Here is a 14,672-nt window from a genome sequence, read left to right on the forward strand (position 1 = left end):
CCAAAATCAATCAAAAATGAAAGGCAACCGCCCCAAAATACACGGTAATTCACCCAAAAATGGGCAAAAAATGAAACAAAAACACATAAAAAACGCACTTTTTCGCGTAAAATTTTGGTCTAAATGCAGATAAACGACTGAAAAACAGTCAAAAGCCGAAAAAAAATTCAAAAACTAAAAAAATGACACCTTCCGAAGACCGAGCCGCTCAGAAGTCGGAAAGCAGTTACCCTCCCCTAAAAGGTGAAATATGACCTCTGGGGAGGGGTACCCGTAACCTGGTAACACAAAAAACGCCGGAAAACCGATTTTCCAGCGTTACAAGGCAATTACCTTTTATGCCTGTTCTCTATCCATTGATCCACAAACGAGTCGGCCTGCAGTGTCCGCTTGCCTCGTACCAAAGCTATCCAGCCGGGGCGCATCAGTAAGTATTTGAAAGCGTCGGAGAAATTGGTGGATAACATCGGTAGTTTTTTCGGTGCCAGCTTTTCGGACTTCTTCACTTTGAACACTACCTTAGAATTACCCCGGTATTTGATTTCAGCCTTTGCCTTTTCTACGGAACTAACCATTTCTTTACAGTTCACCGCATCAACCAACAGGATAGGCAGGTTCTTGTTGGTACCGCCCATAATCTCCTGCATAAAGTCGTATTCCGCATCCTGCCGGATAACTGCCTGTTTACGGCTCTTTAGGTTTACGATCCAGCCGGTACGGTTTCCGCTGCCGTCTTTTTCTATGGCGTCTTTGATCTTACCCGCGTAATCCTCCTTCTGTTTCTCAAAGTTATTACCTGCACGGTCATAGTACAAATCCAGTTCTTTATATTCGTGGTTCTGGAAGAAAGTGAGGAACTGGTCGGCGATCTCCCGGAACCAGCCCGGCGGTATCTCAAAAAAGTTCTTATGTACCCGGTAATAAGCACCGTCCGGCTGACCGATCACCAAAGAAAGCATATTACCGAAGTCCATACCGCCTTCAATCGTTTTATCATGGTGCAGGTACCGGAGTTCCCGCGAGCTGTAAGCGGCTTCTCCGGACATGGTACCGTTATAATACTTATGTCCTTCACCAAACAACACATAGAAACGTAAATCCCTGCGAAGACCGGGACGCATACCCACCACCGACTTCTTAAATTCGTGAAGCTCCAGCGTACCATTATACAACCGCTTTAAATAATCAATCGTAAGTATCTCAACATTAGCGAATGAAGAAGCGTTAAGAAAGAACGTTTGTCCTTTTCTCAACTTCAACAAAGCCCGGTCGTAATATTCAATATCCCGTTTCAAACGTTTCAGCTTCAAGGGGGAAGGCTTATTTTTTCTTTCTTCTTTTAATAGAGAAATTACCAGGTCATTACGCATACTTGCCGCCTGTACTATTTTAATGATCCGTTCCGGGTCCATTTGCTTGACATACCGGAAAAACCAGTCGTACTCGTTTTCGTCGATATCCGGCATATCGGTAGTAATGGTTATCCCCAGGAACAAATGGGAATGTCCGTAAGTGATCGCATCACCGCGAAGAATAGGCATAGCGCGGTTTACTTTCATTTCCTTGTCGTACTTCGCTTCCATCATAAAACAGGTGTATTACAGACTTTCCGGCAAGCAGCGAAGGGTTATCCAGTGATCCCATGAAAATAACACATCCGTTCCAGAAGCTGTAAACATGCTTGTAATCATCCACGATAACCGAACATTTACGCCGCCAGGATTCAGGCGGGCGGGTATCTTTTACATAGTGTACCCCTTCGATAAGCCCCATAAGCTGCCAGCCCTTCTGAACGGCCGGCATTATATTATCTTCCAGGTTACTGTAGGTATTGGCAACAAAAGCGAACGCACCGCCGGGCATTTCTTCCACACAACGGGCGGAACGTCTGGCTTGTATAACGGTCGATTTGGCCGTACCGCGCCCGTCAATAGATACAAGAATAGTAGTATCGATCCAGTCCGTCAGAACCTGGATTATATGGCCGTATTTGATTTCTACATCATCGGCGTTACTCACCTTCGTTGTCTTCACCGAACTCTTTGATATCATACAACATACGTTTTTTCAGGTCAAAAGCTTTAATACGCGCATCCTCTTTTATATTCTCACGCACAATAACAGGAATTTCCGGTATCGCATCGATAAACTCTTCCAGTTCTTTACGGTCGATTTCAGGAACACCCAGATCCTTACGGCTGGTAGTATAAATAACCGTACTTTTCTGTGCAAGCAGTTCCTCCGGTATTTCGGCCTGTTGATCCTTGTAACATCCGCGAAGTTCCGCCGCCAATTTCAGCAGGTTCTTAGCCTCCTTCACATTTCCCATAAGAAAGACGGTATTCGCCCAGTTTTCGGCCTTTTCAGCATACAGATTAGCGAAAGCCTGCGGGCGTACGTTATCCTGCGTATAAAAGAAATTGAGACTGTCAGCGTACACCTGGCGGGCCATCCAGTCCGAAAGCCCGTAAGGTTCCGACTTCAAAAGGCGGATGATGCCGGCCTTTGTCACCAACTTACCATTTATACGCATACGGGCACGAAGTCCCCGTACCATTTCCATAAGGCTGTAATATTCCCTTTCATCGGGCGCGAGGGCTTCCAGCGTACCGGTAGAAAGAATCCTTTGAATCTGGTTGATATCCACCTTGTCAAAGTCTATTCGTGAGGGCTTAATTAAATTCGTCGTCATCCATTTGTTCGATTAAACGTTCGAAAGTATGTCTTTTCCGTACGGCCTCCAGCTGTTTTATAGCTTCCACGTTTCCACCTTCCGCCGCTTCCATGGAGTTTTATTTCAGGGGCGGCACGTGCTACCAGAATCCCTTCCCGGATCAGGAAGTTAACGGAAGTTCCTACCGTTTCCGCATCCCGGACAAAAAGCCCGGCATCCTCCAGAGAAAGCCCCAGGGAAACAGCTATATCTTTCGGGGAATATCCTAAAGAAGACAAACGCCGTACATCCTCCTTTTGCTGCGCATCCAGGTAAATACTATCCACCACCGTTAAATCGTTCATACGCATCTTTTATTCGTTTCTGTGCCGTGAAATAATAAATTTCGTCCTGTTCCATTAATACAAAGTTCCGGCCGCTTTCAATGGCTGCCACGGCTGTAGTACCAGAACCGCCGAAAGTGTCCAGTATCAGATCGCCGGGCTTTGTACTGTCTTCAATCAGTTTACGGATCAACGCCACCGGTTTTTGTGTGGGATGAACCTTTTCACCTTCTATCTTTTTGGCACCGGACGAAAAAGATCGGATATTATCTATTACGTTTGTGGCACCGATAGAAACACCATTTCCACAATGAAACAAAATAAGCTCATGTATAAAAGCGTAATGATTACCCGGCCCCGACTGTTTGTTCCAAACGATCATGTTTGACGCGCCTAAATACAAGTCAAACAACGGATAATAAAAAGCATACCCGCGCCAGTCCGTAAAAAAATACACGCAAGCACTGGGTTTCTTCACCCGGTTAAACTCCAGGAACAAATCCCGGTAAAAGGGTTTACAGATAGACAAATCTTTAAAGCTGCCTTTCTGCCCGTTGTGTGTCATTCCCAGGAAATAAGGCGGATCGGTTATTATACAATCTACAGAATTGTCCGGAACACGTTTCAACGCCTCCAGGCAATCCTCGTTATAAATTTGGTTTGTTATCATTGGAAAGTTGTTTAAGCCGGCTTTCTTCTTTTTCTATCCGGAGGGTTAATGTCTTGAGCTGGTGCCCCAGCTCCGAGCGGTCGCAAGGGTGAGAAAAACGGCCCCGGTCCTTCATGAGCCGCTGCCGTTTTCCTGTCAGACTGGCAATAAGTTCAACTACTTTTTTTTTCGCGCCTCGATTTCTTCCTCTATGGCCTTTTGTGTAGTCTCCCACTTTTGGATCAATGCAAGGGCACTCGCTTTCTTCTTCTCATCATCTCCGGCCTGTTCCAGTTTCGCCTTGTTCTTTGAAAGGTTGGCGCGGGCGTTATTCAGTGCCTTTTGTATGTCGATATCCGAAAGGTTCTCGACACCCTTACGGACGGACAAACTTTTTACCTTCTCACATTTACCCAGAATCTTTCCGTTTTCCCGGTAATATTCCAGCTCGTCCCACATTTCGCGGTTAGCAATGAAGTTTTCCACAACCGCCTGCGCTTCCTGTGCTGTAGAAAGTGAACTGACATCATCCGGCGTAGCTTCCAGGCGGGCGAAAGCTTCCTTATACTTCCCGTATGCGGTGAACATGTCGGAAACAAGTATTTTCAGAATGTCGGGGCAATCCGAAGAGTTCAGGAAGGTAAATTTCTCGCGGAAACGTATCATTTTGGTTACGGTTTCCGGAGCCGCCTTGTATCGTTTCTCCGCCTCTTCCAGTTCCTCTTCCAGCTCTTCCACACGGTCAGCATTTTCATCCATGGAAAGAACCTTATCCCGGAAATCGGACGAAACGAGTTCTTCCACGCTGACGCCGAAAGATTCGGCAAGTTCCAGCAGCAAATCATCGCTGTATTTTACCGGCGTTTTGGTTGCTTCCTCCCGGACGGGTTCCATTTTTACCGCGGCCGGCTGTTTGGAGTTGCGCCGGATCGTCTTAAATTCACGTTCGGAAAGCCCGGCCAGCTTCCGTAGTTCCTCTAAAAGAATGGCCTTCATCGTTTCCGTTTCTCCCTGCCGGCGGAATGACTTCTTTAACATACGGTTGATACCGTATTTCTCGTATAGTTCCACGCCCTGAATAAAGTTACGCGGACCGGCCAGATAGGTAATAATTTCCTGTTTCATACTATATAAAATTTAATGATACAAAGAAAAAAAAGGTAATTACCCCCAAAAAGGACAAAGGGTGGCCGGGCATGTGCTGCCGGTCACCCTTTGAATGATATAAAAGCCGTTTACTTACGCCTCATAACGGCTTTGTTCAATCCATTTCATAGCCTCCGAACCGTCGTTAAATGCCCGCAACGTCAGTTGGGAACCTTCGGAAGCGGTAAACGTCTTACCACCTTTCAGAAGGAAATTACCGCCTTTTTCCACTGTTGGCGCAACGCCCGAACATCCCATAAGGGTAATTACCGATCCATGACTTCCACCGGTAACACCGGCTATTTTGGCCGCACCTGCAGAAAGCTGGTACTGCCCGTCTGTCTGGTAATCTATATCTGTAGCCCCGGCTTCCACTACGGCCACCGGTTCTTCCAGGGTGTCGGTACCCCGGTAAATGGCGATATCATCCCCCTTGCTGATCTGGGTGAAAGTAAGTTCGTTCGTATTCGATTCATTGGAACCGGTATAAGAAACGGATAACTTACACGGGTTACAGGGCGTTCCGATCAGATCGGCAGGCTTTCCGCTACAATAACGGAGCACAACGATACATTTTTTGGAAAGCCAGTTTGTCTTAAACTCGCGGATTTCCTGTTCATTACCGGGATGATTGAACTTAACGGAAGGCGTATAACCTTCGGCGTCCGTTTCTCCGTCACTGTTGGAACTGATTTCAGCGGTACCGGGTGTCAGGTAAATACCGATCGCGTAACGTCCCGCCTTCATTACGATATCATCCTCGATAACCACGCCGGCATCGTTTCTCTGCGGAAAGGAAAGAATATCGTCAACGTCGTAAATTACGAGCTGATCCTTGGGCTGAATACCGTTACCGGGATTGCCGGACGGCCTTCTTACGCTTGCTTTTACGTATGTCATAACTTAATGATTTATAAGGTTATAAAATGGAAGGGATAAAGTACCCCTTCCGCTAAAAATTAGCCTCTTGCCACTTCGTAGAATTTACCGTCGGCGGCTTTTGCCAGCTTGATAAACTTGCCTTCGGAAAGTGTCATAGTTTCGGTTAAAACAAAGTTTCCACTGGCTGTAATGGTGGAAGCATATTCAGAACCGCTTCCGTAGATCGTGTAAACGACACCGGCTTCCGCATCTGTAAAGTTAGTGATTGCCGTTGCCTTTGTATTCTCACCAGTAACGAATACTTCACCGTCAAGCAAGGAAGGTGTCGTTTCATCCGGTGCAAACTGCAACGCATCGGAAGAAGCGTTTTCGCGGCCGATCTCGATAAATTTACCGTCGGCACGTTTCATCAGTTTAATAACATCCCCTTTACCGGGCTGCCAGGCGTCGGAAATAAGTTCAAAGTTTCCGCTTTTCTCAATCTTAACGCCTTTATCCACGCTTCCGCATTTCAGGGAAATAACCGTACCTACCGGCGCATCTTCAATATCAGTAATAGCAAATTCGGCTGTATTGGCTACGGTAACAATGGAGGTATGAAGCTTAGCCGACGGGTTCTTGTCCTTGTCAGCGTCCACAAAGTAAGACGCCGGGCGGTCATACTCATTACAGAAGATCATCTGACGGTTATAGTCCATATCTTCTTTCTTGGTGTACTTGAATCCCACGGCAATAGCCCAGATACTTTCACGCCAGTTACTCCATACTTTCAGGCTCCAGTCTTCCTGCTCCAGGTTGAAAGCCGTCATTTCACCCGGCTTGTCCTCGTAGGTTTTAATGTTGCCTTCAAACGTCCAGAAGATACGGTGGTGGTTGTCAGCATTGGGAACCGGGATAATCTTTACCGCCGGATATTCCTTCACATACATGATATTAGCCTTGTAATCCTGGTTCTGTCCGTAATGCAGTTCATTGTATTTATGATACAATACAATAAAGTGCGAAGGCATATAAAGTGCCAGGTTACCGCTGTCACGAAGAACCGCCGGGATCATGGAAGTACCCTTGTACACCTTTTCACCGATGTTTGCTTCGGTAAGTTCTCCCAGCTCGAACGGCTTGATCTGGTAAACGAACTTTCCGTTATTGATATCGGTATGTCCGTTCACTTTCTTGTTCAGGAACTCATACAGACCGTCAGCTGCAGCAAGTGCTTTGCCCGGTTCGTTCAGATTCGGGTCCTTACGGATTCCGTTAATACGGCGTTGTTCGCGCTCGTTATGCAACTTCTTGGCAGTTTCGGCCAGGATGTACTCGATAAAAGACCACTTGATAGGGTTTGAACCTTCCTTGTTCAAAGTGCCGATCCAGGTTTTCTCCAGGGCTTTTAAATTTTTGAAACGGTGTGCAAACATCACGTTGAACATGCGCAGGGTTTCATCGTCGAACTCGTAGGAACCTTTAGTCACCTTGTCGAAGTCGGATTCCTCATTACCGGCCTGTGAGAACTCACCCAGCCAAATGTTTACCAGCGTAGCCAAATCCTGATAACCGGATTCAAGCGGGAAAATACTTTCAATGGAAGGAAGTTCCATTAAAAACGACTGCAAACGCTGTTGCCAGGGAATACGGTAAAAGGCCCCGAGGTCCTCCTTCAAACGGCTGTAGTCAATGGAACTTGCTTTCGGAAGAGCAATCATTTCAAAACCGGCAGCCTCCATTAACGCAGCTTTGGCGCGAAGGTTATACGGGCGGTCCAGTGAGAACATTTCACCCTGCAAGCCTCCCAGCTGCTTTTCATCCTGGAGATTGAAAGCCCCTTTACCGTCCGCCTGGGCGTTGTGTTGCTTCCCTTTGCCCGGATCATCTTCCGCAGCGGCCGAAAGTTGGGCGATAATGCCGGAAAGCTTCGTTATTTCGGCATCCTTCTTGGCAATTAACGCGGTATTGTTCCGGTTTTCGTCACGCTGTTGCGTCTGCAAGGCTTCAAGCTGTTCCTGCGCTTGTGTCAAACGGGCCGCAGTATCACCCAACAAACCGCGAAGGAAAGCGGTTGTTTTAGGCTCCTCGGTTTCCTCTCCCTGGTTCCCGTCTTCGGCTTCGTCCTGGAAATCGTTTTCGAGGGACGCTTTAAAGTCCGTGAGGAATTTTTCAGTAAAACCGTAATTTTTCAGTTTTGCCACTTCCTCGACCGTGATAGAGTTTTTATCCTCTACCTTGCTCCATTCCGACAAGCCCAACAAGGCCAGAATGTGAGCGGAAAAGCTCTTAAATTTCATATATACAAAATTTTGAAGTTAATACTATATGTTATACATCTCATTTACTTTTCTGACGGTAGCCTGTGCCAGCACCCACTTTACCGCGTCTTCCAGCGTACCGAACTGATCGATATAGCCGTTTGCCACGGCTACGTCGCCGGTGAATATCTGTCCCCGGAAAAGGGGAAGTTCCGGATCGTAGGCAATACCCAGATTCCGACTGATCGCATCGCAGAAAATACGGTGCATGACGGCCAGACGTTGCTTTATAGGCTCTTCGTTGTTATCATCTTCAATCGCGCGGGTTTCATAGTTTTTCAGGTCGGCACTATCCGGATAGATTTCCCGGTAATCAATGCCCTGTTTCTTGAAATATTCCTTAAAGGATTGGTAAGTAAGCATGATACCGACGGAACCGACTTCACACATAGGGGAAGCGATAAAGGTTCTGCCGGCGGCGGTTCCCAGCCAGAAATGGGCACTACCCATGGTACCGGCCACGTAGGTGGCTATAGGTTTGGAAGATTCGGCGATCATTTTAGCCGCCAGGTCCACATGTGCGACCATACCACCCGGACCGTTGATCCACAGGACCGCGCCGCAAATCTTAGGATTATCGAAAACATCCCGGAGCTGCTTTTCCAGGCGGTAAGTCTCCCAGGAATACAAGGTGCCTTCCAGGATAATGACGGCCACACTGTCAGAGGGTAGCGTCTCATCGTCCAGTTCCCACCGGTTGGCAAGGTAAGGCGTAGTAGCGTAGGCGGTTATTTTATTATTGTCGAGCCGTTTTTCGATCGCATCCAGGTTGCCGGCTGCAACACACGGCACAAATAAGGAAAGCAACCGGTAATAATCATTATCAGCGATTGCCCAAGGTGCTGTAAAAATCTCCTGTATTTTGTCCACGTTCTCTTTTTTACGACAAAGAAAACGCCTATATCATAGGTAGAGAAGGACTGAAAGGAACCTACAGGAACGCATCAACGCCCGGACCCGTACCGGACAGGGTGCAGTTATACAGGCCCCCGCCGATCTCAAAAGAAAAGGTAAGCGGGTAATCGGGAGAACCGGAAACACGGGTGTTACCCGTTTCGTCAGTATAGAGGGCGACAAAAGGCGTCGCTTTCAGATTTTCCAGGTAAAGCGTCTTATTTTGCGACACGTCGGCAAGCTTGAAGGTATGTTTTTTAGTATAGACGTCTTCATTTTTGCTGTCACCCGGTTTTAAGGTTCCCGGTACGATCATAAGAATATCAGGTTTTCCGATAGAGCGGATAACGACTTTCGAGAGCACGACGCCAAAATGGATAATGTTGTAAACGGGAACCAGTTGCAGGCTATGGGCGGCGGATATTAACTTTCTTGACATAATTACAGATATAAAGTATTGATAATCAAACATTCAGCATTTTTCGGACGTTTTTCAGCCAAAAACCGGACAAAAAAGGACAAACAGATACAGTTGGTAGGTAAAAAATAACTTGCTTTTTTACACTTTTTTTCGGTTATAGGCCCTTTTCTTCTTGCGCCTGAAACTATCCCGCCACCGCTGGTAGTTTTTCAGCAGCCCGTCTTCCTGAATGGAAGAGATATCATACTTTTTCAGGAAGGTAAAAACGGTTTCCTTAAACTCGATTCCGTGCAGGTGCTTGTTTTCGTCCATGAGTTCGTGCAGCTCGGCCCACATCAGGGCACGCAGACGCTTTTCAAGAATGGCGGTACCGCGTACGGAAATGTAATTGAACTGTTCCGGAGACTTGCCGCCGGCAAAATTGGCCTCCCGGCGGTCAGGCAGCATAAACTCCAGGTTGCCGCGGTCAGCCGGACAATTTACCGGCCGTTTCTCCATGAGATCGTAAACGGTCACATAGATATCGGACGAAGAAGGAAAACGGACGGTACCGACCGTTTCGTCGTAATATTTGCCCCGGACATACTCGGCCAGGTAGGATTCGATCTGTATTCGGGTGGTAATCATAGCAATAACATTCCTTTTTAAAGGCAAAGATATTCCTTTATCGGCTGTTGGTCTGCCATTTACGGGAAAATGTAGGCTTTCAGCCGTCATTTTGATAAATATACTCCGGGAGAATAATTATAATATGCCTTTTCCAGCCACCACACACCCGACATTTTCTCTGCCAGGCTGTGCTGATATAATTCGGTACTAAATTTTTGTAATTTCGTAACCGGGCAACCGACAAAGGTAAAATCCTGTATCTTAGCAACTTAGTAACGTTACTAATTTCCGTTACAAAAAAATGGCAGGAAAACAGTTTGTAACCGGGCTTACCGGTAGAAGATAAAAAAGGCCGGTGTTACAAACCGGAAAAATTCGTAACCGTTTTGTAACTGCAACTTCGTAACCTTTATTTCCTATTTATTTATTTGATTTTCAGACTTTTTTCTTTCAAGCAAACAAAGGTTACAAGGTTACTAAAATTTTGTATGAAATAGAGGTGGGGTATGGGGAGGGAAGCCGGGCGGGACGCATCTGTTTCCATACGAAAAGAGGGACCGACACATTCGTATCTGGTCCCTCTTTTCGTATTTTATACCGGCTCCGATCCGTCTTATACGCGATGTTTGCACCTGCTTAAAATCCATTTCTTTACGTCCGGGGGTATATAGCGGTGCACGACGGCCGTATAGTCTTCGTTAAATTCATACTCCAGGTAGTTGTCGCCTTCCAGGATAAAAACACAGGCCGTTTTGATGATCCATTCGAGCTGCTCGCCCGAATAGCGTTCCAGTGCCAGGACGGTACCGGGTTTCATACGCTCCAGATAGCGGTAGACCTGTTCGGCGAATTTTCGGAACCTCTCGCCGCTGTTCCAGAGCGCGGTAAACTCGGACATGCTGTTTAATTTCAAATGCGCGTTATTCATTCATCCGGTCGTTCATCAGGTACAAACATGAGTGTCGGATCGGCCGGTTCCGTTCCACCACCGGCAGCCGTTTCCGCCGTGCCGCATGAACGCAGATAGATCATGTCGGCGGCCTTGCCGTCGTTATCTTTGCGTACGATACGCCCCTGGGAGTTGCAAAGGTCCTTCGGGTTGAGTTCGTCAATGTAAGGGCAAAGGGCCACAAAGCCTTTGAGGGCCTTTGTAAAACGCTGCATCGTGATTTTATTCACACCGGAAAAGCTTTTGTAATCAGCAAAAGCCTTTTCACGGACGATAAAGCTGTCCAGGTGTTCGCTGTCCGGAGAGAAATAAGAGTTCGCCCAATCCTCAAAGTTATTGCCCATATCGGCCTTGTATTTACGCCTGATAATGTTTTCCATGGGCGGAAGCAGTTTTATAGATTCCTCGCAAAGGGAAAGGTAAAAACGGCAGCACTGCAAGAAGAAATTTATATCGGCGTTCCACTCGTTCTCGCTGTAAGTCTTGGAAAACAAATCCTTACCGAAATCGTCCCGGATAGAACGCGTTTCCCGGTAGTCGTTATCTTCCGTACGCTGGTGGTAGTAGTCGGAGAATACCAGGTACAGCAAACGGGCTTCCGTAGACGGATCAAAATCAATAGGAACGTAATTAGTTGTAAATCCCAGCTTGGCCGATTCCTCGAAAGGTATAGTAAACGACTGGTTGTTCTTCGGGTTCACGGTCATATCTGACGTGATGATATCGTAAAACAGGCCCGTATTAAAATACCGGTCGCAATCATCCACCAGGATAAAGCCGGTATGCTGGTTTACCTGGTCGAACACATGCGGGTTATCCATTAACTTGGGATTACGGCCGGAAAGCTTGACGGTCTTCATAAAGTAGGAAAGGGCTTTGAACATGAATGATTTGCCCGAACGCCCGTTACATTCACCGTCTTCACCGATCTTGTTATCCATGGCCTGCGGTGCCCAGGCACGCGAAGGGGATTTATAACGGTGCAACATATAACCGATAGTAAAGATCTTGTTGATAAGGTTCCTTTTCTGTTCGGCCACTTCTTCCGCCGTGAGGCCTTCCCCCTCGATATCGAATTTATGTTTTTCCCGGTAGGATTCCGCTTCCCCCACGCTCTTGTCATCGAAATTATATTCCAGTTCCTTACGCCAGTAAACGCGGCTCGAATTGATTACATAACCAAAAAAGTTAGACGGTACGGCATTGATCCGGATATCAAACACATCGTTCCCCTCTATGTCTTTTTTACGGGAAATAGTAAACATGTCTTCCATAAGACGGACTTTGTGTTTCAGGACGTTTTCTTCCCAAACGTAGTGGGACAATGTGCTGCCGTTGGCCGGATGTTCCTTTATACCGGTACCGCTTACCTCCATGCTGCAACCGGGAAAGAAGAACATCTGCGTATTATGGGTATAATTGGTAAAATCCAGTTCGATCTCCTGCAAGTTGTCCAGGGCCGTATCTGACAGTTTGGGGCTGTTCAGAATAAGATTCCTTATATCGCGGGATAAAAAGCTCTCTTGGGCCCACTCACGGATAAACTTCCGGATATCCTTTGCCTTTATCAGTTTTACGATATTGCCGGTAATACGGATGTATTTCGTTGAACTGGAATTTTCATCATGAAGCGAATAGGAAACCGTTAAGACGTAAAAAGTAGTGAAGGCAGTCCGCGTCTATATTGTGATCCCATTGCCGGGATTTCTCGTTAAACTTGGAATACCAGAATTTGGCGGGCATGGCAAGCGTCATAAGGTTACGGAAATCTTCGTTCTTGCTTCTTAATTCCATGAAGTCCCGGAAGTCCTTACGCGGTTTGCCCCGCTGGTCCCGGTAAGTGGTAAGCCAGGCCGGTAGCCAGATCGTGTGGATATCAATAAAGCGTAATGCAAGTTCCGTACCCTTCACCCTGCCCGTCGTGTCGATATCGGGTATGTTATACAGGACTTCAACGTATTTCATGATCTCCTTGTAATCCTGTTCGGAAAGTTTATACGTCTCCGAATTAAACCAGATCGGGGAAAAGCCCAACGATTTAACGCACAGGGCGTCGCGCTCTCCGGAACATATAAACGCCTCCTGCAGCTTCTGCTCCTTATAGGGCTTTTCCGCATTGGCCGGATTCTTTTTAAAGGCGGCTTCCTCCCTGGAATTAAATTCCCGGTATAAGGCTTTCAGTTCGGAAAGGCCGTTTATATAGTCTTTCGGCTTGACACCTTCCGGAGTGTAGGAAAAACGCCATTGCTTGTCCGGATTCAAAGGCTCGTATATTTTATAGAACTTCACTTCGGGCGTGTCGCCTTCGGCCGGTTTTACCAGACATTCGCGCATAAAGATAGGGTATGTCGCAGTCGCGTATTTATAGGTTACCTCGCGATTTTTTACATACCCTATATATTTGGCCGAATACCAGTGCAGGGCCTCGGCGTTCTCCTGGGTGACACGGGGGCCGAGTATGCGTAACTGATCCGGGGTGAGATGATCGGCAAGCTCGAAAAGTTTAGTACCGTCTTTCTGATCCTGGGAGGCCGGAACCTTACGGATGTCCGGCTTGTTTACGTTACGGTTGAGTTCATCGGTTACGTTGTACATGGATGCAAGTTTAAGGATAGCCTCGTTAAACCGGAGGCCTTCCTCATACATGCAGATATCGACGGGGCTTTGAGCCGTTCCGGTATCGCCGAAATCCGTTACCTTATAAACCTGCTGGGAACCTTCCTTTCCGAATAACTTGATACAGGCCGACGCGTCGTCTTCTGACGGCCGGCGTTTGAAATGGCGGTTGGTTCCGACACAATCCCGGGCTTGCGGATAATAATGTAGAATTATATCCAGCCCGTTGTTGGTTACTTTGTAGATGTCTTCTGCCTTTATCATCGTTATAAAGTTACATGGTTACTTATTCTTCGTTGTCTTCTTTCCGTCCCGGGCACATCTCCGTCCAAGGTTGATACAGGAAAACGAATAATAACAGCCAAAGAAAAGCGGTTTTACCCGTATAATAAATGACAAAGGCAATCAGTCCCATAAAGGCAACCACGATAATAGCGTGGGCGATGTATTTTAAATTTTTATCTTTCATTGTTCAAACATGTTATACTGAATTGAAAAACCGAATTTGCTTAATCTCCTTTCCTGGAGAAGGGAACGTTTGTCATGTGAAGGCATAATGGCCACCAGGTGCTTTGTATCGAACCGGTAACCTTTCTTCCGCATCTGATAACGTAGGTTTCTTAGGCGTCTGTCTTCTTTCATGGCATTTCGTTAAGATCGTCTTAGTTTACAGAAGACTCGGCACACTATCGCAAAGGATAGCGTTTAAATCCTCCTGTATGGTTTCCTGCTGCTCCCTGTTCAAATGTACCAGGAAATAACCTTTTCCGCCGGAAAGATTCTTAATCTCCGCCAGATTATACTTCCTGTCTACCGCATCCACGAACGCAGGGGATTCCATGGGGCGGAAACTACTGAATATTTTATAAGTTCCACTGCTGCCTTCTATTCGTAGCGTGGTTAATTCATCGGGGGTGGTAATTGTTGATTTCATTACTTATTTATTTTTAATTATTCGACTTGTTCCTCACCTTCACGTATTAGGGTAAAAGGTAGTTTGGTACCACAATTCACACAATAAGCTGTTTTACTCTTGTTTAAGGAAACTCCATCGGAATATTCCCCACCGGAATATGTACCGTCAGAATTATGCACACTCGTGTAACTCATTCTAAACAGATCACTATACTGATAACCGTAAAAACCATTGCAATAAGGGCAAGGAAGCGGTTGTGCTTCAGTTACTTTTATGGAGATTTTTTTGCTCAT

At 46.6% G+C, this 14,672-nt stretch carries 12 protein-coding genes and 3 pseudogenes; all 15 read right to left on the reverse strand.

What is annotated here, in order from left to right; all coding sequences use genetic code 11:
- Positions 1 to 329: 329 nt before the first annotated feature.
- Positions 330 to 2,052 (reverse strand): annotated as a pseudogene (locus tag NXX38_RS06370) (hypothetical protein).
- Complete coding sequence (locus NXX38_RS06375) at positions 2,012 to 2,692, reverse strand: hypothetical protein (RefSeq protein WP_007478419.1); 681 nt, start codon at positions 2,690 to 2,692, stop codon at positions 2,012 to 2,014. Before NXX38_RS06375 ends, NXX38_RS06370 begins: the two are co-directional and overlap by 41 nt.
- Positions 2,673 to 3,018: pseudogene (locus tag NXX38_RS06380) on the reverse strand (helix-turn-helix domain containing protein). The gene NXX38_RS06375 and the pseudogene NXX38_RS06380 overlap by 20 nt, the downstream one beginning before the upstream one ends.
- The gene (locus NXX38_RS06385; protein ID WP_007478421.1) at positions 2,993 to 3,667 is read right to left on the reverse strand and encodes a site-specific DNA-methyltransferase; all 675 of its coding nucleotides are present in this window, start codon (positions 3,665 to 3,667) and stop codon (positions 2,993 to 2,995) included. The pseudogene NXX38_RS06380 and the gene NXX38_RS06385 overlap by 26 nt, the downstream one beginning before the upstream one ends.
- Before the next feature lie 156 nt (positions 3,668 to 3,823).
- Positions 3,824 to 4,771: a hypothetical protein gene (locus tag NXX38_RS06390; RefSeq protein ID WP_113748485.1), complete on the reverse strand. Its 948-nt coding sequence runs from the start codon at positions 4,769 to 4,771 to the stop codon at positions 3,824 to 3,826.
- 114 nt (positions 4,772 to 4,885) lie between these two features.
- The gene (locus NXX38_RS06395; protein ID WP_113748486.1) at positions 4,886 to 5,692 is read right to left on the reverse strand and encodes a hypothetical protein; all 807 of its coding nucleotides are present in this window, start codon (positions 5,690 to 5,692) and stop codon (positions 4,886 to 4,888) included.
- 59 nt (positions 5,693 to 5,751) lie between these two features.
- Positions 5,752 to 7,953: a hypothetical protein gene (locus NXX38_RS06400; protein WP_258978854.1), complete on the reverse strand. Its 2,202-nt coding sequence runs from the start codon at positions 7,951 to 7,953 to the stop codon at positions 5,752 to 5,754.
- Positions 7,954 to 7,977: 24 nt separating this feature from the next.
- On the reverse strand, positions 7,978 to 8,844 hold the full coding sequence (locus tag NXX38_RS06405) for a S49 family peptidase (protein WP_113748488.1): 867 nt from the start codon (positions 8,842 to 8,844) through the stop codon (positions 7,978 to 7,980).
- 61 nt (positions 8,845 to 8,905) lie between these two features.
- Positions 8,906 to 9,340, reverse strand: coding sequence for a hypothetical protein (locus NXX38_RS06410; protein ID WP_004303398.1), 435 nt, complete (start codon positions 9,338 to 9,340; stop codon positions 8,906 to 8,908).
- 87 nt (positions 9,341 to 9,427) lie between these two features.
- On the reverse strand, positions 9,428 to 9,916 hold the full coding sequence (locus NXX38_RS06415; RefSeq protein WP_004303399.1) for a hypothetical protein: 489 nt from the start codon (positions 9,914 to 9,916) through the stop codon (positions 9,428 to 9,430).
- A 595-nt stretch (positions 9,917 to 10,511) separates the two neighbouring features.
- Positions 10,512 to 10,826: a hypothetical protein gene (locus NXX38_RS06420; RefSeq protein ID WP_004303400.1), complete on the reverse strand. Its 315-nt coding sequence runs from the start codon at positions 10,824 to 10,826 to the stop codon at positions 10,512 to 10,514.
- Positions 10,823 to 13,727 (reverse strand): annotated as a pseudogene (locus tag NXX38_RS26715) (hypothetical protein). The gene NXX38_RS06420 and the pseudogene NXX38_RS26715 overlap by 4 nt, the downstream one beginning before the upstream one ends.
- Positions 13,728 to 13,749: 22 nt before the next feature.
- Positions 13,750 to 13,932: a hypothetical protein gene (locus NXX38_RS06435; protein ID WP_004303402.1), complete on the reverse strand. Its 183-nt coding sequence runs from the start codon at positions 13,930 to 13,932 to the stop codon at positions 13,750 to 13,752.
- 198 nt (positions 13,933 to 14,130) lie between these two features.
- Positions 14,131 to 14,397: a hypothetical protein gene (locus NXX38_RS06440; RefSeq protein WP_004303403.1), complete on the reverse strand. Its 267-nt coding sequence runs from the start codon at positions 14,395 to 14,397 to the stop codon at positions 14,131 to 14,133.
- A gap of 17 nt (positions 14,398 to 14,414) precedes the next feature.
- Positions 14,415 to 14,672 carry a hypothetical protein gene (locus NXX38_RS06445; RefSeq protein ID WP_004303404.1) on the reverse strand — a complete coding sequence of 86 codons (258 nt, stop codon included), beginning with the start codon at positions 14,670 to 14,672 and terminating at the stop codon, positions 14,415 to 14,417.

The sequence above is a fragment of the Bacteroides sp. BFG-637 genome (assembly GCF_024793605.1).
Classification (GTDB): Bacteria; Bacteroidota; Bacteroidia; order Bacteroidales; family Bacteroidaceae; genus Bacteroides; species Bacteroides vicugnae.

Excerpts from the sequence above, each read along its gene's own strand:
- NXX38_RS06375 (WP_007478419.1), bottom strand. The coding sequence starts at position 2,692 with ATGACGACGAATTTAATTAAGCCCTCACGAATAGACTTTGACAAGGTG.
- NXX38_RS06385 (WP_007478421.1), bottom strand. The coding sequence starts at position 3,667 with ATGATAACAAACCAAATTTATAACGAGGATTGCCTGGAGGCGTTGAAA.
- NXX38_RS06390 (WP_113748485.1), bottom strand. The coding sequence starts at position 4,771 with ATGAAACAGGAAATTATTACCTATCTGGCCGGTCCGCGTAACTTTATT.
- NXX38_RS06395 (WP_113748486.1), bottom strand. The coding sequence starts at position 5,692 with ATGACATACGTAAAAGCAAGCGTAAGAAGGCCGTCCGGCAATCCCGGT.
- NXX38_RS06400 (WP_258978854.1), bottom strand. The coding sequence starts at position 7,953 with ATGAAATTTAAGAGCTTTTCCGCTCACATTCTGGCCTTGTTGGGCTTG.
- NXX38_RS06410 (WP_004303398.1), bottom strand. The coding sequence starts at position 9,340 with ATGTTTGATTATCAATACTTTATATCTGTAATTATGTCAAGAAAGTTA.
- NXX38_RS06415 (WP_004303399.1), bottom strand. The coding sequence starts at position 9,916 with ATGATTACCACCCGAATACAGATCGAATCCTACCTGGCCGAGTATGTC.
- NXX38_RS06420 (WP_004303400.1), bottom strand. The coding sequence starts at position 10,826 with ATGAATAACGCGCATTTGAAATTAAACAGCATGTCCGAGTTTACCGCG.
- NXX38_RS06435 (WP_004303402.1), bottom strand. The coding sequence starts at position 13,932 with ATGAAAGATAAAAATTTAAAATACATCGCCCACGCTATTATCGTGGTT.
- NXX38_RS06440 (WP_004303403.1), bottom strand. The coding sequence starts at position 14,397 with ATGAAATCAACAATTACCACCCCCGATGAATTAACCACGCTACGAATA.
- NXX38_RS06445 (WP_004303404.1), bottom strand. The coding sequence starts at position 14,672 with ATGAGCAAAAAAATCTCCATAAAAGTAACTGAAGCACAACCGCTTCCT.